We start from the raw sequence: 19,630 nt of genomic DNA, 5'->3' as shown, positions 1-19,630 counted from the left end.
TATGTCGCAGGCTGCGCTGAACACGCGAAACGGTGATGAAGAAGAAGTAAACTCCTCACGCCGCAATAATGGAACGCGTCTTGCAGGAATACTGTTCCTGCTGACAGTGCTGTGCACCGTGTTTGTCAGCGGCTGGGTAGTGTTGGGATGGATGGAAGATGCGCAGCGCCTGCCATTGTCAAAACTGGTGTTAACCGGTGAACGGCATTACACGCGCAATGACGATATCCGTCAGTCCATCCTGGCGCTGGGCGCTCCGGGAACATTTATGACTCAGGATGTGAACATCATCCAGAGTCAGATTGAACGCCTCCCCTGGATCAAACAGGCGAGCGTCAGAAAGCAATGGCCTGATGAATTGAAGATTCATCTGGTTGAATATGTGCCAATAGCGCGTTGGAATGACCAACATATGGTGGATGCCGAAGGAAATACCTTCAGTGTCCCAACCGGTCGGGCCAATAAGCAGGTATTACCTATGTTGTACGGACCGGAAGGCAGCGCAAGTGAAGTGCTGCAAGGGTTCCGCGATATGGGGCAGGTGCTGGCTAAGGACAGATTCACCCTGAAGGAAGCGGCAATGACCGCTCGTCGTTCCTGGCAGTTGACGCTGAATAACGATATTAAGCTGAATCTGGGCAGGGGCGATACGATAAAACGTTTGGCTCGCTTTGTGGAACTCTACCCGGTTTTACAGCAGCAGGCGCAAACCGATGGCAAACGGATTAGCTACGTTGATTTGCGTTATGACTCAGGAGCGGCAGTAGGCTGGGTTCCCTTGCCTCCTGAGGAATCTAATCAGCAACAGAATCAGGCACAGGCAGAACAACAATGATCAAGGCGACGGACAGAAAACTGGTAGTTGGACTGGAGATTGGCACCGCGAAGGTAGCCGCTTTAGTAGGGGAAGTTCTGCCCGACGGTATGGTCAATATCATTGGCGTGGGCAGTTGCCCATCGCGAGGTATGGATAAAGGCGGGGTGAATGACCTTGAGTCAGTGGTGAAGTGCGTACAGCGCGCCATTGACCAGGCTGAACTGATGGCAGATTGCCAGATCTCTTCAGTGTATCTGGCGCTTTCCGGTAAACATATTAGCTGTCAGAATGAAATTGGTATGGTGCCCATTTCCGAAGAGGAAGTGACGCAGGAAGATGTGGAAAACGTGGTACATACGGCAAAATCCGTACGCGTTCGCGATGAACATCGTGTTCTGCACGTCATCCCGCAGGAATACGCCATCGACTACCAGGAAGGTATCAAAAATCCGGTCGGTCTTTCCGGTGTGCGTATGCAGGCAAAAGTCCATCTTATTACCTGCCACAACGACATGGCGAAGAATATTGTCAAAGCCGTTGAACGTTGTGGTCTGAAAGTTGACCAACTGATTTTTGCCGGGTTGGCAGCCAGTTATTCCGTATTGACGGAAGATGAACGTGAACTGGGTGTCTGCGTGGTGGATATTGGTGGTGGTACAATGGACATCGCCGTTTATACTGGCGGGGCGTTGCGCCACACTAAAGTTATCCCTTATGCAGGGAATGTCGTGACCAGCGATATCGCGTATGCCTTTGGTACGCCGCCGAGCGATGCTGAAGCCATCAAAGTGCGTCATGGCTGCGCACTGGGTTCCATCGTGGGTAAAGACGAGAGCGTTGAAGTGCCAAGCGTTGGTGGTCGTCCGCCGCGTAGCCTGCAACGTCAGACTCTGGCAGAGGTCATTGAGCCGCGTTATACCGAGCTGCTCAACCTGGTCAACGAAGAAATTTTGCAATTACAAGAACAGCTTCGCCAGCAGGGTGTGAAACATCATCTGGCGGCGGGGATTGTGTTAACCGGCGGTGCTGCGCAAATTGAAGGTCTTGCGGCCTGCGCACAGCGCGTGTTCCATACACAAGTACGTATTGGCGCACCGCTGAATATTACCGGTCTGACGGATTATGCCCAGGAGCCGTATTATTCAACGGCGGTAGGGCTGCTGCACTACGGGAAAGAATCCCATTTAAGTGGTGAGGCTGAAGTAGAAAAGCGCGTAACTGCCTCGGTCGGATCGTGGATCAAGCGACTGAATAGCTGGTTACGTAAAGAGTTTTAATTTTTAAAGAGACCGACGCAAATTAACGGTCTCAGGCGACAGGCACTACACAAAGTCATTCAAGTTGCATCGCGGCGGCAACTGAGCGAATCTCCTGGAGCATAGTTTACTATGTCACGGGAGTGAGTGAAGGCAGCCAACAAAGAGGCGGCTTGAAGGATGAAGTGTAAAACGGAGAGAGAAACTATGTTTGAACCTATGGAACTAACCAACGACGCGGTGATTAAAGTCATCGGCGTCGGTGGCGGCGGCGGTAATGCCGTTGAACACATGGTGCGTGAGCGCATCGAAGGTGTTGAATTCTTCGCGGTGAATACCGACGCTCAGGCGTTGCGTAAAACGGCGGTTGGACAGACCATTCAGATTGGTAGCGGCATCACCAAAGGTCTGGGCGCGGGTGCAAACCCGGAAGTCGGTCGTAATGCGGCAGACGAAGATCGCGAAGCTCTGCGCGCAGCGCTTGACGGCGCAGACATGGTGTTTATCGCAGCTGGCATGGGCGGCGGTACCGGTACCGGTGCAGCGCCAGTGGTAGCTGAAGTCGCAAAAGATTTAGGTATTCTGACCGTTGCTGTCGTGACTAAGCCTTTCAACTTTGAAGGCAAGAAGCGTATGGCATTCGCGGAGCAGGGTATCACTGAGCTGTCCAAACACGTGGACTCTCTGATCACTATCCCTAACGACAAGCTGCTGAAAGTACTGGGCCGCGGTATCTCCCTGCTGGATGCATTTGGCGCAGCGAACGACGTGCTGAAAGGCGCAGTCCAGGGTATCGCTGAACTGATTACTCGTCCGGGCCTGATGAACGTCGACTTTGCAGACGTGCGCACCGTGATGTCCGAAATGGGCTACGCGATGATGGGTTCTGGCGTGGCGAGCGGTGAAGACCGTGCAGAAGAAGCGGCTGAAATGGCTATCTCTTCTCCGCTGCTGGAAGATATCGATCTGTCCGGCGCACGCGGCGTGCTGGTTAACATTACTGCGGGCTTCGACCTGCGTCTGGATGAGTTCGAAACCGTGGGTAACACGATTCGTGCCTTTGCATCGGATAACGCGACCGTGGTTATCGGTACCTCTCTGGACCCGGATATGAACGACGAACTGCGCGTGACCGTTGTTGCGACTGGAATTGGTATGGACAAGCGTCCTGAAATCACTCTGGTGACCAACAAACAGGTACAGCAGCCGGTAATGGATCGTTACCAGCAGCACGGTATGGCGCCGTTGACGCAAGAGCAGAAACCGGTAGCAAAAGTGGTTAACGACAATACGCCGCAAACCACGAAAGAGCCGGATTATCTGGATATCCCTGCATTCCTGCGTAAGCAAGCTGATTAAGAATTAGCTGGAATTTGGGAATTGTGGCTCTTTGTGCTAAACTGGCCCACCGAATGTATAGTACACTTCGGTTGGATAGGTAATTTGGCGAGATTATACGATGATCAAACAAAGGACTCTTAAACGTATCGTTCAGGCGACTGGCGTCGGTTTGCATACCGGCAAAAAAGTCACCCTGACATTACGCCCTGCGCCGGCCAACACCGGGGTCATCTATCGTCGCACCGACTTGAATCCTCCGGTAGATTTCCCGGCCGATGCCAAATCTGTGCGTGATACCATGCTCTGTACGTGTCTGGTCAATGAGCATGATGTGCGGATTTCAACCGTAGAGCACCTTAATGCTGCTCTGGCGGGCTTAGGTATCGATAACATCGTTATTGAAGTCAACGCCCCGGAAATCCCGATTATGGATGGCAGTGCCGCTCCGTTCGTTTACCTGCTGCTTGATGCAGGTATTGAAGAACTGAGCAGCGCCAAAAAATTTGTTCGCATCAAAGAGACCGTTCGTGTCGAAGATGGCGATAAGTGGGCTGAGTTTAAGCCGTATAATGGTTTTACGTTGGATTTCACCATCGACTTTAACCATCCGGCGATCGACTCCAGCACGCAGCGCTACGCGATGAACTTCTCTGCGGATGCGTTCATGCGCCAGATCAGCCGCGCGCGTACTTTCGGCTTCATGCGTGATATCGAATATCTGCAGTCCCGCGGCCTGTGCCTGGGCGGCAGCTTCGATTGTGCCATCGTTGTTGACGATTATCGCGTATTGAACGAAGACGGCCTGCGTTTTGAAGACGAATTCGTTCGTCACAAAATGCTCGACGCGATTGGTGACTTGTTCATGTGTGGTCACAACATTATTGGTGCATTCACCGCGTATAAATCCGGTCATGCACTGAATAACAAACTATTGCAGGCAGTCCTGGCAAAACAGGAAGCCTGGGAATATGTGACCTTCCAGGACGATGCAGAACTGCCGTTGGCGTTCAAAGCACCTTCGACTGTACTGGCATAACGACATACGCTGTCGCATAAATTCGACTGGTAAATCTGGCACTCTCTCCGGCCAGGTGAGCCAGTCGTTTTTTTATCTTTCGATTGCAAAACCACCTTATCTGAAGCGACTTTTTTCCCCACCGACAGATTAAAACACCGTTCGATCGCTGCTTTCTTAAGCATATTTACCCGCGACTTGCTGTCATTACTGCTGTGGAGCGTACGCTTTAATGGTAATATTTATGCGCAAAAAAATGGTTTTGCATTTGTAACCCCAAACGCAGGGTATATCAGGTGGCAATAACGTGAGTGGAATACTGACGCGTTGGCGACAGTTAGGCAGACGGTACTTCTGGCCGCATCTCCTGTTGGGGATGGTCGCGGCTAGTTTTGGCCTGCCTGCGCTCGGTAATGCTGCTGAACCTAATACTCCCGCGAAGGCGACCGCCAGCAATCACGATCAATCTGCCAAAGTTAACTTTAGCCAGCTTGCTTTGCTGGAGGCGACCAATCGCCGCCCGAATTTTACCGTTGACTACTGGCATCAGCATGCCATTCGTACAGTCATTCGCCATCTTTCTTTTGCTATGGCTCCTCAGGCGCTGCCTGTTGCCGAAGAGCCGTTGCCAATCCAGGCGCACCATCTTGCGTTACTGAATACGCTCAGCGCGATGCTGACGCAAGAAGGCAGACCGCCCGCGACCGTGAGTTGCGCGACATATGCCCATTTTACCTCTCAGGCCGCATTTAGCGTTCCGGTCTGGATCAGCCAGCTGCAGGGTATCCGTGCTGGCCCTCAACGCCTCAGCTAAAAAAGAACCTTCCAACTTATAATTTTTGACTCCGCATCGCGGGGCGTTTGAGATTTTATTATGCTAATCAAATTATTAACAAAAGTATTCGGTAGCCGTAACGAGCGTACGCTGCGTCGTATGCGTAAAGTGGTCAATGTCATCAATGCAATGGAACCGGAGATGGAAAAACTCTCCGATGATGAACTGAAAGCGAAGACCGCTGAATTCCGCGCCCGTCTGGAAAAAGGCGCCAGCGTTGAAAGCCTGATCCCGGAAGCGTTCGCGGTGGTCCGCGAAGCGAGTAAGCGTGTGTTCGGCATGCGTCATTTCGACGTACAGCTGCTGGGTGGTATGGTGCTTAACGATCGCTGCATCGCAGAAATGCGTACCGGTGAAGGTAAAACCCTGACCGCAACGCTGCCAGCCTACCTCAACGCCTTAAGCGGGAAAGGTGTACACGTGGTTACCGTGAACGACTACCTGGCTCAGCGTGACGCCGAAAATAACCGCCCGCTGTTTGAATTCCTCGGCATGACCGTGGGTATCAACATGTCTGGCCTGCCTGCGCCAGCCAAGCGTGAAGCCTACAATGCCGATATTACTTACGGTACCAACAACGAATACGGCTTTGACTACCTGCGCGACAACATGGCGTTTAGCCCGGAAGAACGCGTTCAGCGTAAACTGCACTATGCGCTGGTTGATGAAGTCGACTCCATCCTGATCGATGAAGCGCGTACGCCGCTGATCATTTCCGGTCCGGCTGAAGACAGCTCGGAAATGTATAAAAAAGTGAACAAAATCATCCCGCACCTGATTCGTCAGGAGAAGGACGATTCCGACACGTTCCAGGGGGAAGGCCACTTCTCTGTTGATGAGAAAGCGCGCCAGGTCAACCTGACCGAACGTGGTCTGGTACTGATTGAAGAGCTGTTGGTTAACGAAGGCATTATGGATGAGGGCGAGTCGCTGTACTCTCCGGGCAACATTATGCTGATGCACCACGTGACTGCTGCACTGCGCGCGCACGTGTTGTTTACCCGCGACGTTGACTATATCGTGAAAGACGGCGAAGTTATCATCGTCGACGAACACACCGGTCGTACTATGCAGGGCCGCCGCTGGTCCGATGGTCTGCACCAGGCTGTTGAAGCCAAAGAAGGCGTAGATATCCAAAACGAGAACCAGACGCTGGCATCTATTACCTTCCAGAACTACTTCCGTTTGTACGAAAAACTGGCCGGTATGACCGGTACAGCAGACACTGAAGCCTTTGAATTCAGCTCCATCTACAAACTGGATACCGTGGTTGTGCCGACCAACCGCCCGATGATCCGTAAGGATTTACCGGATCTGGTGTACATGACTGAAGCGGAAAAAATTCAGGCGATCATTGAAGATATTAAAGAGCGTACCGCAAATGGCCAGCCGGTGCTGGTTGGTACTATCTCTATTGAAAAATCGGAAGTGGTTTCTAACGAGCTGAACAAGGCGGGTATCAAACACAACGTTCTGAACGCCAAGTTCCACGCCAACGAAGCCGCAATCGTCGCCCAGGCGGGTTATCCGTCCGCAGTGACTATCGCGACAAACATGGCAGGTCGTGGTACCGATATCGTGCTGGGTGGTAGCTGGCAGGCGGAAATTGCCGAGCTGGAGGACCCGACTCCAGAACAAATCGCGCAGATCAAAGCCGAGTGGCAGGTTCGCCATGATGCGGTGTTAGCAGCAGGTGGTTTACATATTATCGGTACCGAGCGTCACGAATCTCGTCGTATAGATAACCAGCTGCGTGGTCGTTCTGGTCGTCAGGGGGATGCGGGGTCTTCTCGTTTCTATCTGTCGATGGAAGATGCGCTGATGCGTATTTTTGCTTCTGACCGCGTGTCCGGCATGATGCGTAAACTGGGCATGAAGCCTGGTGAAGCGATTGAACACCCGTGGGTGACTAAAGCGATTGCAAACGCGCAGCGTAAAGTAGAAAGCCGCAACTTCGATATTCGTAAGCAACTGCTGGAATATGATGACGTTGCCAATGACCAGCGTCGCGCAATCTACACCCAGCGTAACGAACTGCTGGACGTAACTGACGTTAGCGAAACCATTAATAGCATCCGTGAGGATGTCTTCAAAGCGACGATTGATGCCTATATTCCGCCGCAGTCTCTGGAAGAAATGTGGGATATTCCGGGTCTGCAGGAACGTCTGAAAAACGACTTCGATCTGGAAATGCCTATTTCAGAGTGGCTGGATAAAGAGCCTGAGCTGCATGAGGAAACGCTGCGCGAACGTATTCTGGCAAACGCCATCGAAGTTTATCAGCGTAAAGAAGAAGTTGTGGGCGCGGAGATGATGCGTCACTTCGAAAAAGGCGTGATGCTGCAAACTCTCGATTCTCTGTGGAAAGAGCACCTTGCGGCGATGGATTACCTGCGTCAGGGTATCCACCTGCGTGGTTATGCGCAAAAAGATCCGAAGCAGGAATACAAGCGTGAATCCTTCTCTATGTTTGCATCAATGCTGGAATCACTGAAGTACGAAGTGATCAGTACCCTGAGCAAAGTTCAGGTACGTATGCCTGAAGAAGTAGAAGCGATGGAGCAGCAACGTCGTGAAGACGCTGAACGTTTAGCGCAGATGCAGCAGTTGAGCCATAAAGGTGACGATTCTGCCGCGGCAGAAGAGCTGGCAGCACAAACTGGCGATCGTAAAGTGGGTCGTAACGATCCGTGTCCTTGCGGTTCCGGCAAAAAGTACAAACAGTGCCATGGCCGTCTGAGCTAAGAAAGTAACTTACTGAAAAGGCGCAGAATTCTGCGCCTTTTTTATGGACGATAAAGATGAAAATACTGCAGATCGCCGTCGGGATTATTCGCAACCAGCACCATGAAATTTTTATAACCCAGCGTGCGGCTGATGCCCACATGGCAAATAAGCTGGAGTTCCCCGGCGGGAAAATTGAAGCAGGCGAAACGCCGGAGCAGGCGCTGATTCGCGAGTTACAGGAAGAAGTAGGCATTACGCCGACTCAAAGCTCACTGTTCGAAAAGCTGGAGTACCAGTTTCCGGACCGGCATATCACTCTGTGGTTCTGGCTGGTTGAAAGCTGGGAAGGCGAACCGTGGGGGAAAGAGGGGCAACCGGCGCAGTGGATTGCGCAAGATGCTCTGAATGCAGAAGATTTTCCGCCTGCGAATGCGCCGGTAATTGAAAAGCTGATTGCTGGTTAAAGGTGTTCCTAGGCCGGATTAGGCAACCCCACCATCCGGCAAATTAGGGCGGGGTCGCTACGCTTGCCCGCCCTACGTTTTAGCTGAATTACTTCTGCTCTTCACTCCAGTCGTCGTTTTCCGACAGATCACCAGAGCTTGGGATACGTTTCTCTTCTGCGGCCCACTCACCCAGATCGATTAACTGGCAGCGCTTGCTGCAGAATGGGCGAAACGGGCTGACTTCACCCCACACTACGGGTTTGCCGCAGGTTGGGCAGTTGACGATGGTTTGTTCAGACATGTTGACTCCTTAACAGCACGCCAGATCAAAATCGAGACGCTCAGGCACCTGGCCATTCTCGCTATCCAGCGGCATAAAGCGAATAGCAAAGCGGCTCTTATGACCAGAAATTTGCGGATAAAGCTGCGAATCAAGCGGCAGCTGCAAGCGAAGCAGATCGGCATCTTCGCCGTTGTCCTGATAAAAACCATTCAAGCTGGTTTGCTTACGGAATGGCGCAGAGTTGCGAATTAAATCCAGCACCAGCGACAGTGCCTGATTGAGCGGATTCAGACTTGCAAGCCAGGTTTCAACCTGCGCGTCGCGATGCGACTGCGGTAGATGTAACCAAATATGCAGGGTCGGCAGATCGAAACTGCAGCATCCGCCAGGAATGCTTAAACGCTGACGTACAAGGCCAATCAGACGATCTTCGCGCAGCGTCTGTCCAATACGCGGAGCCGAAATCAGAATGCTGCCCGCGCTTTTTAACTGCTGGCGCAATGCGTCGATCCTGTTTTGATCGACGCCGGGAACTTCAACCCAGGCCTGGAGTTTACGCTGTTGTCTTTCCAGCTCTTTGAGGAGTTCGGTACGGACTTCGCCGCGTTCAAATACATCCAGTAAGTCTCCGATGTTGCGGAAAAAATGCAGTGCGCCTGCATGGTCCGCTATGGGTACATTAACGGAGAGCTGTTGGATTAAAAACTCAATGCGCAGCCATGTACGCATCTTCTCATTGAGAGGGTGTTCAAAAAGGACCTGGGTGTGCATTACGGTTTTTCCTGTGAGACAAACTGCAACGCGCATTGCAAATAGAGCGCGTGCAGGCGGGCGACATCCGAGGCGATGGCCTCCGGTGCGCCATTATTATCAATAACATCGTCTGCCACGGCCAGACGCGCTTCGCGCGTTGCCTGGGCAGCAAGAATTTGTTCAACATGCTCACGCGTGACGTCATCGCGCTGCATAGTGCGTCTGAGCTGTGTCTCGGGGGTAACATCCACCACGAGTACGCGGTTGGCTTTTTTATACAGCGAATTTTCCACCAGCAAAGGTACAACCCACAACAGATAAGGGGAGGTTGCTTGCTGAAACTGGCGCTGCGTTTCCTGCTGAATAAGCGGATGGAGCAAGGCATTCAGCCAGCTTTTCTCCTCAGGACTGGAAAAAATGCGTTCGCGTAAAATGCGTCGCTGCAACGATCCGTCGGTAGCTATAACTTCGGTACCAAAATGTTCTTCGATCGCCTTAAGGGCTGGGGTACCGGGTTCAACCACCTGGCGCGCAATAATATCTGCATCAATGACGTTTATTCCGAGGTCAGCGAACGCATTTGCAACGGTACTTTTACCACTGCCAATGCCGCCGGTTAAGGCTACCGTATACCTCATAGATGCAGATCCTGGAGTTTAAGTTTGATTATCAAACAGTTAAAAGTTACGCGTGCGACGGCGAGGTTGCTGCAGGATTAACCTACTATTCGCCAGGTAAATTTATGGGATTGTAGCGTAAAAAAAGAGAATTTCGCAGTCTTGCGCGGCATTGATTAGTGCGTATGATAGCGTCACTGGAGTTGTGAGTTTCGATTTTTCGCCATTAACCCCAGGAATCCGCACATGCGTATCGAAGAAGATCTGAAGTTAGGTTTCAAAGACGTTCTTATCCGCCCTAAGCGTTCTACTCTCAAAAGCCGTTCCGATGTTGAGCTGGAACGTCAATTTACCTTTAAGCACTCAGGTCAGACCTGGTCCGGCGTACCGATTATTGCCGCGAACATGGACACTGTCGGGACGTTTGCCATGGCAACGGCGCTGGCATCCTTCGACATCCTGACTGCGGTACACAAACACTATTCTGTTGAAGACTGGGCTGCTTTCATCGCAGAGAGCTCTGCTGATGTGCTCAAACACGTAATGGTTTCAACCGGCACCTCTGATGCCGATTTCGAAAAAACCAAACAGATTCTGGCGCTCAACCCGGCGCTGAACTTTATCTGCATTGATGTGGCAAATGGCTACTCAGAGCATTTTGTTCAGTTTGTGTCGAAAGCGCGTGAAGCATGGCCGACAAAAACAATTTGTGCGGGCAATGTGGTTACTGGAGAAATGTGTGAAGAGCTGGTACTTTCCGGCGCGGACATTGTTAAAGTCGGCATTGGCCCGGGTTCTGTATGTACCACACGTGTAAAAACCGGCGTTGGCTACCCACAGCTTTCTGCGGTTATTGAATGTGCCGATGCCGCTCACGGTCTGGGCGGCATGATTGTCAGTGACGGCGGCTGCACAATGCCGGGTGACGTGGCAAAAGCGTTCGGCGGTGGCGCTGACTTCGTTATGCTCGGCGGTATGTTGGCCGGTCATGAAGAAAGCGGCGGAAAAATTGTTGAAGAGAGCGGTGAGAAATTCATGCTGTTCTACGGCATGAGCTCTGAATCAGCCATGACGCGTCACGTCGGTGGTGTTGCACAATACCGCGCTGCGGAAGGTAAAACAGTTAAGTTGCCTCTGCGTGGCCCGGTTGATAACACTGCACGCGATATCCTTGGTGGCCTGCGTTCTGCCTGTACCTATGTCGGTGCATCTCGCCTGAAAGAGCTGACCAAACGTACAACGTTTATTCGTGTACAGGAACAAGAAAACCGCGTTTTCAATAGCCTGTAAGAACAGGTAGTACTATGACATGCCGGATAAGCTGTGCGCCATCCGGCATTTGAATTTATCTCACCCCGCTCATCGCATCTCCTAAATGAAAAATCGGCAAATACATCGCAACGACCAGCGTACCGATTATCAGCCCCGTAATGACCAGTAACGCAGGCTCTAGCAGCGCAGCCAGATTCTCTGCCTGAGACAATGTTTTCTCGCCGTGGTGATGGGCGAGATTACGCAGCATTGTATCCAGCGAGCCGGAAGCCTCACCTGTTCTGACCAACTGTATGCACAATGGGCTGAATTCACCGCAATTTTTTAGCGCTAACCAGACCGGTTTTCCGGCGCTGATGTCGTGATGTACCTGTGCTAAGCGTTGCGACCAGAAAGGGTTGGCCAACGTTTCAGTGACGCTCTCAAGACCTTGCAGAAAAGGAATACCTGCATTTTGCGTTAACGCCAGAACAGTGAAGATCTGCGTGAGTTTTTGCCCTCTCACCATCGGCCCTATGACCGGGAAGCCGAGCAGCAATTTCTGGCGCAGAGTGAGCCAGTATGGCTTCTGCTTCATCAGGTGATATGCCGCACCCGCTACCAGGCTGAATGCTCCCGCCAGCCATCCCCATTGGCTGCTAAAATGCGCGATGGCAATAATCCACTGAGTGAGTGCCGGTAGCGGGGTGTTAAACGACTGGTAAATGGCGGCAAACTCAGGGAGTACAAACTGCAGCATCGCGAACACCACCATCACCGCCATCGTGATAATGAAAATCGGATAGCGTAGAGCTTTTTTAACTTTATCCGCCAGTTGCTGTTGATTCTTCTGCTGGCGGGCGAGTTCAAAGCAGCAGTCGTCCAGCTTACCCGTAAGCTCTCCGGTACGGATCATTGCCTGATAAAGAGGCGGAAAAACGTGTTGCCACTGAGATAGCGAGGTGGAGAGAGAAATACCCTGTTCCATATCGTGAGCCAGCGTGCGCAGTAGCGCTTGCCATTGGCTGCTGGGATGCTGTTCAGCCAGCAAAGCTAAACTTGCCGAGAGTGTTAGCCCTGCTTTCAGCAACGTCGCTAGTTGATGTATGGTTTCAGCGCTTTTTTCACGGCTCCAGTGTGAGGCTTTGACACGCATACGATTAATGCGCAGCGGCGTAATATGCCGTTGCTCGAGAGCAAGCATCAATGAGGGGCGGGTATCGGCCCAAAGTACGCCTTCCAGTGGATTACCTTCGTTGCTAATACCTTGCCAGCGCCAAAGCAGTTTAGCTGACATGGGGCATGCCCAGTACGCGTACCAACTCTTCAAATGTTGTTAACCCTTGTTCGACGGCCTTGCAACCATTTTCGAAAAGCGTGCTCATCCCCAGTTGCTGAGCATTCGATTCCACTCCGTCTACGGACGTACCGTTGGCGATGCTCTGGCGCAATGCAGGTGTAACGGGGAGAACTTCAAACAATGCCGTACGGCCATAAAATCCGTGATAGCAATGTTGGCAGCCCGGAGCCTGCCAACGAGGCAGTGGCGTAGGCCAGATCGCTTCCGGGAGCATGATCGGCGTTTCCAGGCGTTGTCGGCAATGGGGACACAATTTTCTCACCAACCGCTGCGCAATAACGAGCGTCAGCGCGGAGGCGATCATCCAGCGTGCAACCCCCATTTGCTGCAAGCGTATTAGTGTTTCTGTGGTGGAATTGGTATGCAGTGTTGATAGAACCAGATGACCGGTTTGTGCGGCTTTAAGGGCTATTTCAGCCGTTTCGCCATCACGGATTTCACCCACCATGATAATGTCGGGATCCTGGCGCAGCAGCGCGCGCAATACTCCCTGAAAAGTGAGACCGGCACGTGGATGAATTTGTGTCTGGTTAAGACCTGCGATCGGGATCTCGACTGGATCTTCCACGCTACAGAGGTTAACGTCCGGAGTGTTTCTGGTCTGCAGCGCACTGTACAGCGTGACCGTTTTACCGCTTCCGGTTGGTCCGGTGACCAGAATCAGCCCCTGAGGCTGCTGCAACGCTTGTGAAAATGCTGCCAGCTGCGCGTCCTGCATTCCCAGCGCGGTGATTTCCAGCGCTTGATCGACCTGATGCAGTAGCCGTAGCACCACTTTTTCGCCAAAGCGACAGGGCAGGGTGGCGATGCGAAACGAGACCGGCTCTCCTGAAATCTCAACGGTAAATTGACCGTCTTGCGCAAGTCGGTGCTCGGCAATATCCAGACTGCCTAAAACTTTTAGTCTGGCAGTGATGGCGATACCCATCTCGGTCGTGACGTCCGGTAAAGCATGCAGTACGCCATCCACACGTAATCTGATTCGATAGTGATTTTCCGCTGGTTCAAAATGAATATCAGAAGCCCGTTGCACCAGCGCGGATTGAAACGTCTGATTCAGCAAATCTGCTGCGCTGGCGCTGCTTTTCGTGACCACTGCCGGGAGCATTTTCTGTGGCGTATGCGTGTGGCCTTCCATTTGTTGACGCGTCCAGCAGACGATGTCGATACGTCGGGTGGTGGCAAAATGCAGTGCGTCCAGCAATTCGTGGGATGGAGCGTCCACGACGGCGATGTGCACCACTTCATTGTCTGCATCCAGTAATATTCCCTGATGACGTTGGCACAGCGCCGTAAGTTGGGTGGTATTCATCTCTTTTCCTTAATTAATATCGAAACGGAAAACGTCTTCACAGGCCTGTTGCAATGCGCTGTCATTCTGGATAACGCAGTTACGGCTCCAGCCGGTAATACCGTTGGCATTGTCCCAACCCGGCGTCATGGTGATGCTTAACCCGTTCAGGCTTTCTTGTCCGCTGAGGCTGACCACTCCTTTTTCAACGCTCATGGCGGAGACATAACGGGTGGTGGCTGGAGAAGGGATGCCATTCGTTCCGGCATCACAGGTTGTTGTTCCGCCATGCTCCAGCGCACAGAGCTCAACCGCCGTGCGATAGGGAACAAAGGTTTGCAGCATGTCTGTTAACGCGGCTTTGCGCAGATAGTTTTGATAAGCCGGAATACCGATGGCGCTAAGGATGGCAATAATGCCAATGACCACCATGAGTTCGATAAGTGTGAAGCCTCGTTGCTTGTCCATCGTTCGCTCCTTGAGTTAGCTGGCGCTACTTTGGCAAACGCTCGGGGTCACGGCGAGAGGCAAAAAACAGAACGGGAAAGCGGGTTCCGAGGATTTTTATGAAATTACAGAGTCAGACAACGTAGTTGCGAAGAGGCTCGAAGAAACAGCCGTATGGCGGCGGAAACGCTTTATCCGGCCGATAGAAAAACCGACGTGATGGGCCCGATAAGTGAAACTACTATCGGGCTACACCATCAGTAATTAGCGAAAACGCATAGAGAGATCGAGCGCGCGAACATGCTTGGTCAGTGCGCCAACAGAGATGAAATCCACGCCAGTTTCGGCAAATTCGCGCAGAGTTTCATGAGTGACGTTACCCGACACTTCCAGACGCGCCTGGCCGTTGGTGCGTTTTACCGCTTCCCGCATTTGGTCAGTTTCGAAGTTATCGAGCATGATGATGTCGGCCCCTGCTTTCAGCGCGTCGTCCAGTTCATCCAGGCTTTCTACTTCGACTTCAACCGGCACATCCGGGTGCAGCCAGAAGGCTTTTTCAACGGCCTGACGTACCGAACCTGAAGCAATAATGTGGTTTTCTTTAATCAGGAAAGCGTCAGAAAGGCCCAGACGATGATTCGCGCCGCCGCCGCATAATACGGCGTATTTCAGCGCGGTACGCAGCCCCGGCAGAGTTTTACGTGTATCCAGCAGTTGGGTTTTTGTTCCCGCCAGCAGGTCGACGTATTTACGCACCTCGCTCGCCACACCCGAAAGCGTCTGTACAAAATTAAGCGCGGTACGTTCGCCGGTTAGCAGCACGCGGGAAGGGCCGTCCAGTTCAAATAGCGGCTGATTGGTCTTAATGCTGTCGCCATCTTCGACATGCCAGGTGATGTTGACATCATCGCCCGCCAGTTGAATAAAGACCTCTTCAACCCAACGTTTTCCACAAAAAACGCCATCTTCGCGGGTGATCACGGTGGCGTGGGAGCGCATCTCCGCGGGTAAAAGCTGTGCGGTGATATCGTTATTGGCATCAACTTCTCCGCCTAAATCTTCACGCAGCGCCTGAGCTACAGCGGCAGGGATATCCAGATTTATGCGTTCCAACAGCGCGTCACGTCGGTAGTCAGGGTTATAGCGGCGAGGCGGCATGATAAAACTCCAAATTGCTAACGAATCATAAGGTGGAAACATGCTACCCTGAACCTGATATGAGCACCACCAATAAGGAGATTCTGCATGTTGTTAGACGAGGGCTGGCTGGCAGAGGCGCGACGCGTTCCCTCTCCTCATTACGATTGCCGCCCGGATGACGAAAACCCTTCTCTGCTGGTGGTGCATAATATCAGCCTGCCGCCCGGCGAGTTTGGCGGCCCGTGGATCGATGCGCTGTTTACGGGCACGATTGATCCCAATGCCCATCCTTATTTTGCCGGGATCGCCCATTTGCGCGTTTCGGCACATTGTTTAATTCGCCGTGACGGTGAAATCGTGCAGTATGTCCCCTTTGATAAACGCGCCTGGCATGCTGGCGTGTCGAACTATCAAGGCCGCGAACGCTGTAATGATTTCTCAATTAGTATTGAGCTGGAAGGGACGGATACGCTGGCTTATACCGATGCGCAGTATCAGCAACTGGCAGCCGTGACGAATGCCCTGATTACGCGTTATCCGGCCATTGCCAACAACATGACAGGACATTGCAATATTGCGCCCGAGCGTAAGACCGATCCCGGGCCCTCTTTTGACTGGGCAAGGTTTCGCGCCCTGGTCACCCCCTCGTCGCACAAGGAGATGACATGACGCTGTTTACAACATTACTGGTGTTGATTGTTGAACGCCTGTTTAAGCTGGGTGAGCACTGGCAGCTTGATCACCGGGTTGAAGCTTTTTTCCGCCGGGTGAAGCATTTTTCGATGATGCGTACGGTAGGCATGGCCCTTATTGCGATGGGGGTGACGTTCCTGCTGCTGCGCGCACTTCAAGGCCTGCTGTTTAACGTGCCTTTGCTGGTGGCGTGGATCTTAATTGGTTTGCTGTGCATCGGCGCTGGCAAGACGCGTCTTCATTATCATGCCTATCTGAATGCGGCTGCTCGCGATGACGCTCACGCCCGTGAAGCGATGGCCAGCGAGCTGACCTTGATTCATGGGATTCCGCCTGAGTGCGATGAGCGTGAGTTCTTGCGTGAACTGCAGAACGCGCTGTTATGGAACAACTTTCGCTTTTATCTGGCGCCGTTATTCTGGCTGATTGTCGGTGGCCCGTGGGGACCGGTGACGCTGGTGGGTTATGCCTTTCTACGTGCCTGGCAGTCCTGGCTGGCGCGCTATCAGACGCCACACCAGCGTTTGCAATCAGGTATCGATGCGATCCTGCATGTGCTGGACTGGATCCCGGTGCGCCTGGCGGGAGTCGTCTATGCGCTGCTGGGGCACGGCGAGAAGGCGTTGCCTGCCTGGTTTGCGTCGCTGGCGGATCTGCATACTTCGCAATATCAGGTGCTTACTCGCCTTGCGCAGTTTTCTTTAGCGCGTGAACCACATACCGATAAAGTCGCAACGCCAAAAGCCGCGGTTTCGATGGCGAAGAAGACCTCGTTTGTGGTGGTGGTGGTCATTGCCGTGCTGACCATTTATGGAACATTAATTTAAGCCATTATTAGTGGATGGCGCTGCGCTTATCCGTCGAGGAAAAAAATTGGCCCGGTCGCTTTGTGCTTGCGGGCCAATCTTTCAAAGCGTATCAGCAGGTGGGATGCCAAAATCTGGCATCTCGTTTTCGTTCCAGCGCACCAGCTTCAGACGAGTGTGGCGGTTTGGGTCGTACAGCGGATCGCCCTCGATTTCAGTGTAATTTCTCGCGTGGTACACCAGCACATCTTCTCCTTCCGGCGTTTGCGTAAAGCTGTTGTGTCCCGGCCCGTATTGGCGGTTTTCGTAGCTGGTGGTAAAGACCGGGCGCGGCGATTTGTGCCAGTTCTGCGGGTTGAGCGGATCGCCATTGAGATCAATCCACAATAATCCCATACAGTAGTTCTCATCGGTGGCGCTGGCGGAATAGCTGATAAACAGCTTGTCGCCGTGAACCATGACGGCCGGGCCTTCGTTGACCCAAAAACCCCGGCATTCCCAGTCATACTCTGGATGACTGAGCATTACCGGCTCGCCTTTAATCGTCCATGGATTTTCCAGTTCGGCGAGATAGATATTGGAGTTTCCGGCGATATCGGGGGATTTCTGCGCCCACAGATACCACTGTTTTCCCTGATGGTTAAAGGTGGTGGCATCAAGCGCGAAGGTATCAAACTGTGTTTTAATCTGTCCTTTCTCTGTCCATTGACCGGTCAGCGGATCGGCGTCTGCACATTCGAGCGCAAACATACGGTGCTGGAACATCCCCAGCTTGTCGAGCGCCTGTGTGTGGGCGGCGGCAAAATAGATGTACCACTTGCCTGCCAGATGATGGATCTCAGGTGCCCAGATCAGCTGGCTCATGGGGCCGTTTTCTGGTTTGCGCCAGACGACAACCGGGACGGCGGTGCGTAACCCTTCCAGCGAGTCCGCCCGGCGGATCTCCAGGCGATCGTATTCGGGTACTGAAGCAATGAAATAGTAGTGGCTACCGTCACGTAAAATAAACGGGTCGGCACGCTGTTCAATAAAGGGATTTGGCCACTGACTCATTAGGCTTTCCTTACGTTTTCAGTCGTTTTTATATCGTGGTACTCATTCAGTTCACGGTAGTTGGCGCGGCGCTTTTCTAAATCTGTCTGGATTTGTTGCATAAACTCGCGGTCAACTTTCAGCAGACGAACTACGCCTGCGGTAATCAGGTAGCCTACACCCGGTATGATGGTAAACAGCAGCATAATACCGTTAATGGCGGAGTCGCTTTGCGCTTTCGCCCCTGCGTCGTAGCCATACCAGGAGAGCAGGAAACCAACCATCGCTCCGGCAATCGCCAGGCCCAGTTTCAGGAAGAACAGGTTGCCGGAGAAGCTGATTCCGGTGATACGTTTACCGGTTTTCCACTCGCCGTAGTCATCGACATCTGCCATCAGCGACCAGTGCAGTGGGGATGGGATCTGATGCAGAATGTTGAGCAGGAAGTAAAGCACCATAATCATCATGGTGGCTTTAGGATCGAAGAAGTAAAACGCGCCGGAGAAAATCGCCAGGATGATATTGGTCCAGAAGAAGACTTTCAGTTTGCACCAGCGATCGGTTAACACCTTCGCCAGCATGCTGCCGATCATCATGCCCACAACGCCAAGGCTGATAAACAGCGTTGCGAACTGCGTGCTTTGCTGCATAACCCAGGTTACGTAGTACATGGTGGCGGCCATGCGAATAAAGCCCGGACAGACGTTGCACAGGGTTAACAGCAGGATTTTTACCCACTGATCGTTCTTCCATACGTCTTTCAGGTCGGCTTTTAAATCGTCGTTAGTCGGGACGGCAGGACGTACGCGCTCACGGACGGTTGCAAAGCAAAACAGGAACATACACATGCCGATGAAGGCCAGCACTGCCATCGCCATCTGATAGCCTTTAGCTTTGTCTTCCCCGCCAAACCAGTCCGCCATTGGCAGTAAGGTGAGGGAGAGCAGCAGGGTTGCAATTCCTACCAACACAAAGCGATATGACTGGCAGGCGACACGTTCCTTTGGATCGTTAGTGATGACGCTGCCGAGCGAGCAGTAAGGGATGTTGATCGCCGTATAGGTGATAGAGAGCAGGAAGTAGGTGACGAACGCATAGATTACTTTGCTGTTATACGTCCACTCAGGGGTGGTAAACATGAGTACGCTAAATAATGCGTATGGGAAAGCCATCCACAAAAGCCATGGACGAAATCGACCATATTTGCTGCGGGTGCGGTCGGCCATTGCGCCCATAATAGGGTCGGTAACGGCATCTATAACGCGTACTGACAGCAGTAACACGCCGACCAGGGCCGGTGCCAGGCCAAAAATATCGGTGTAAAAATAGTTAACAAACAACATGATGGCGCCAAAGATGATGTTGCATCCGGCGTCGCCCATTCCATAGCCGATCTTTTCTTTCACCGTGAGCTTACTGGTTTCCATCAACTGCACTCCATTAATAAGATATGGAGATAATTATTGTCTGGCAGAGGTGTTTTTGCGTTGCAGGATAACGCCAGTGATATGGACGAAACA

General features: G+C 52.4%; 19 protein-coding genes. 10 read left to right on the top strand and 9 right to left on the bottom strand.

All coding sequences use genetic code 11. The features are described from left to right. Position 1: 1 nt before the first annotated feature. The 7 genes from ftsQ to mutT all read left to right on the top strand — a co-directional run bounded on the left by ftsQ (position 2) and on the right by mutT (position 8,455). Positions 2–835 (top strand): cell division protein FtsQ, encoded by an 834-nt coding sequence (ftsQ, locus tag HV229_RS20985; RefSeq protein ID WP_003018758.1) that lies wholly within the window; start codon positions 2–4, stop codon positions 833–835. Then, the gene (ftsA, locus tag HV229_RS20980; RefSeq protein WP_003018755.1) at positions 832–2,094 is read left to right on the top strand and encodes a cell division protein FtsA; all 1,263 of its coding nucleotides are present in this window, start codon (positions 832–834) and stop codon (positions 2,092–2,094) included. Before ftsQ ends, ftsA begins: the two co-directional genes overlap by 4 nt. A gap of 186 nt (positions 2,095–2,280) precedes the next feature. After that, complete coding sequence (gene ftsZ, locus HV229_RS20975) at positions 2,281–3,432, top strand: cell division protein FtsZ (RefSeq protein WP_003018753.1); 1,152 nt, start codon at positions 2,281–2,283, stop codon at positions 3,430–3,432. A gap of 100 nt (positions 3,433–3,532) precedes the next feature. Continuing rightward, positions 3,533–4,450 carry a UDP-3-O-acyl-N-acetylglucosamine deacetylase gene (gene lpxC, locus HV229_RS20970; RefSeq protein WP_006686706.1) on the top strand — a complete coding sequence of 306 codons (918 nt, stop codon included), beginning with the start codon at positions 3,533–3,535 and terminating at the stop codon, positions 4,448–4,450. Positions 4,451–4,736: 286 nt separating this feature from the next. Beyond that, entirely contained in the window at positions 4,737–5,243 is a 507-nt protein-coding gene (gene secM, locus HV229_RS20965) for a secA translation cis-regulator SecM (protein WP_181546296.1), read from the top strand. 60 nt (positions 5,244–5,303) lie between these two features. Next, entirely contained in the window at positions 5,304–8,009 is a 2,706-nt protein-coding gene (gene secA / locus HV229_RS20960) for a preprotein translocase subunit SecA (protein ID WP_016151702.1), read from the top strand. Between the two features lie 56 nt (positions 8,010–8,065). Continuing rightward, complete coding sequence (gene mutT, locus HV229_RS20955) at positions 8,066–8,455, top strand: 8-oxo-dGTP diphosphatase MutT (RefSeq protein ID WP_046275370.1); 390 nt, start codon at positions 8,066–8,068, stop codon at positions 8,453–8,455. Between the two features lie 88 nt (positions 8,456–8,543). On the opposite strand, the gene yacG is transcribed toward mutT, so the two are convergent. The 3 genes from yacG to coaE are packed head-to-tail and all read right to left on the bottom strand — an operon-like array spanning position 8,544 to position 10,111. Then, positions 8,544–8,738, bottom strand: a complete 195-nt coding sequence (yacG, locus tag HV229_RS20950; protein ID WP_016151704.1) for a DNA gyrase inhibitor YacG — start codon at positions 8,736–8,738, stop codon at positions 8,544–8,546. Between the two features lie 9 nt (positions 8,739–8,747). Next, a complete protein-coding gene (gene zapD / locus HV229_RS20945; protein WP_016151705.1) occupies positions 8,748–9,491 on the bottom strand; it encodes a cell division protein ZapD in 744 nt (247 codons plus the stop codon). Next, positions 9,491–10,111, bottom strand: a complete 621-nt coding sequence (gene coaE, locus HV229_RS20940; protein ID WP_046275369.1) for a dephospho-CoA kinase — start codon at positions 10,109–10,111, stop codon at positions 9,491–9,493. Before coaE ends, zapD begins: the two co-directional genes overlap by 1 nt. A 225-nt stretch (positions 10,112–10,336) precedes the next feature. On the opposite strand from coaE, the gene HV229_RS20935 reads away from it, so the two are divergent. Then, on the top strand, positions 10,337–11,380 hold the full coding sequence (locus HV229_RS20935; RefSeq protein ID WP_181546294.1) for a GMP reductase: 1,044 nt from the start codon (positions 10,337–10,339) through the stop codon (positions 11,378–11,380). 55 nt (positions 11,381–11,435) lie between these two features. On the opposite strand, the gene hofC is transcribed toward HV229_RS20935, so the two are convergent. The 4 genes from hofC to nadC form a co-directional block, all read right to left on the bottom strand. Then, the gene (hofC, locus tag HV229_RS20930; protein ID WP_181546292.1) at positions 11,436–12,638 is read right to left on the bottom strand and encodes a protein transport protein HofC; all 1,203 of its coding nucleotides are present in this window, start codon (positions 12,636–12,638) and stop codon (positions 11,436–11,438) included. Then, a complete protein-coding gene (gene gspE / locus HV229_RS20925; RefSeq protein ID WP_049269183.1) occupies positions 12,628–14,013 on the bottom strand; it encodes a type II secretion system protein GspE in 1,386 nt (461 codons plus the stop codon). Before gspE ends, hofC begins: the two co-directional genes overlap by 11 nt. Before the next feature lie 9 nt (positions 14,014–14,022). Further along, positions 14,023–14,460: a prepilin peptidase-dependent pilin gene (ppdD, locus tag HV229_RS20920; protein ID WP_016151710.1), complete on the bottom strand. Its 438-nt coding sequence runs from the start codon at positions 14,458–14,460 to the stop codon at positions 14,023–14,025. A gap of 243 nt (positions 14,461–14,703) precedes the next feature. Further along, a complete protein-coding gene (gene nadC / locus HV229_RS20915; RefSeq protein WP_047358402.1) occupies positions 14,704–15,597 on the bottom strand; it encodes a carboxylating nicotinate-nucleotide diphosphorylase in 894 nt (297 codons plus the stop codon). An 87-nt stretch (positions 15,598–15,684) separates the two neighbouring features. On the opposite strand from nadC, the gene ampD reads away from it, so the two are divergent. Both ampD and ampE read left to right on the top strand, forming a co-directional pair. Next, the gene (ampD, locus tag HV229_RS20910; protein WP_181546290.1) at positions 15,685–16,248 is read left to right on the top strand and encodes a 1,6-anhydro-N-acetylmuramyl-L-alanine amidase AmpD; all 564 of its coding nucleotides are present in this window, start codon (positions 15,685–15,687) and stop codon (positions 16,246–16,248) included. Beyond that, the gene (gene ampE, locus HV229_RS20905) at positions 16,245–17,099 is read left to right on the top strand and encodes a beta-lactamase regulator AmpE (RefSeq protein ID WP_016155697.1); all 855 of its coding nucleotides are present in this window, start codon (positions 16,245–16,247) and stop codon (positions 17,097–17,099) included. Before ampD ends, ampE begins: the two co-directional genes overlap by 4 nt. Before the next feature lie 81 nt (positions 17,100–17,180). Here ampE and HV229_RS20900 read toward each other — a convergent pair whose 3' ends face one another. Together HV229_RS20900 and HV229_RS20895 are read right to left on the bottom strand one after the other, a co-directional pair. Then, entirely contained in the window at positions 17,181–18,131 is a 951-nt protein-coding gene (locus HV229_RS20900; protein WP_181546288.1) for a family 43 glycosylhydrolase, read from the bottom strand. After that, positions 18,131–19,537: an MFS transporter gene (locus HV229_RS20895; protein ID WP_016151715.1), complete on the bottom strand. Its 1,407-nt coding sequence runs from the start codon at positions 19,535–19,537 to the stop codon at positions 18,131–18,133. The genes HV229_RS20900 and HV229_RS20895 overlap by 1 nt, the downstream gene beginning before the upstream one ends. Positions 19,538–19,630: the final 93 nt, after the last annotated feature.

The sequence above is a fragment of the Citrobacter sp. RHBSTW-00524 genome (assembly GCF_013747755.1).
Lineage (GTDB): Bacteria > Pseudomonadota > Gammaproteobacteria > Enterobacterales > Enterobacteriaceae > Citrobacter > Citrobacter braakii.
Note: the sequence above shows the minus strand (reverse complement) of the source record. Positions and strands in the feature narration are given on the sequence as shown.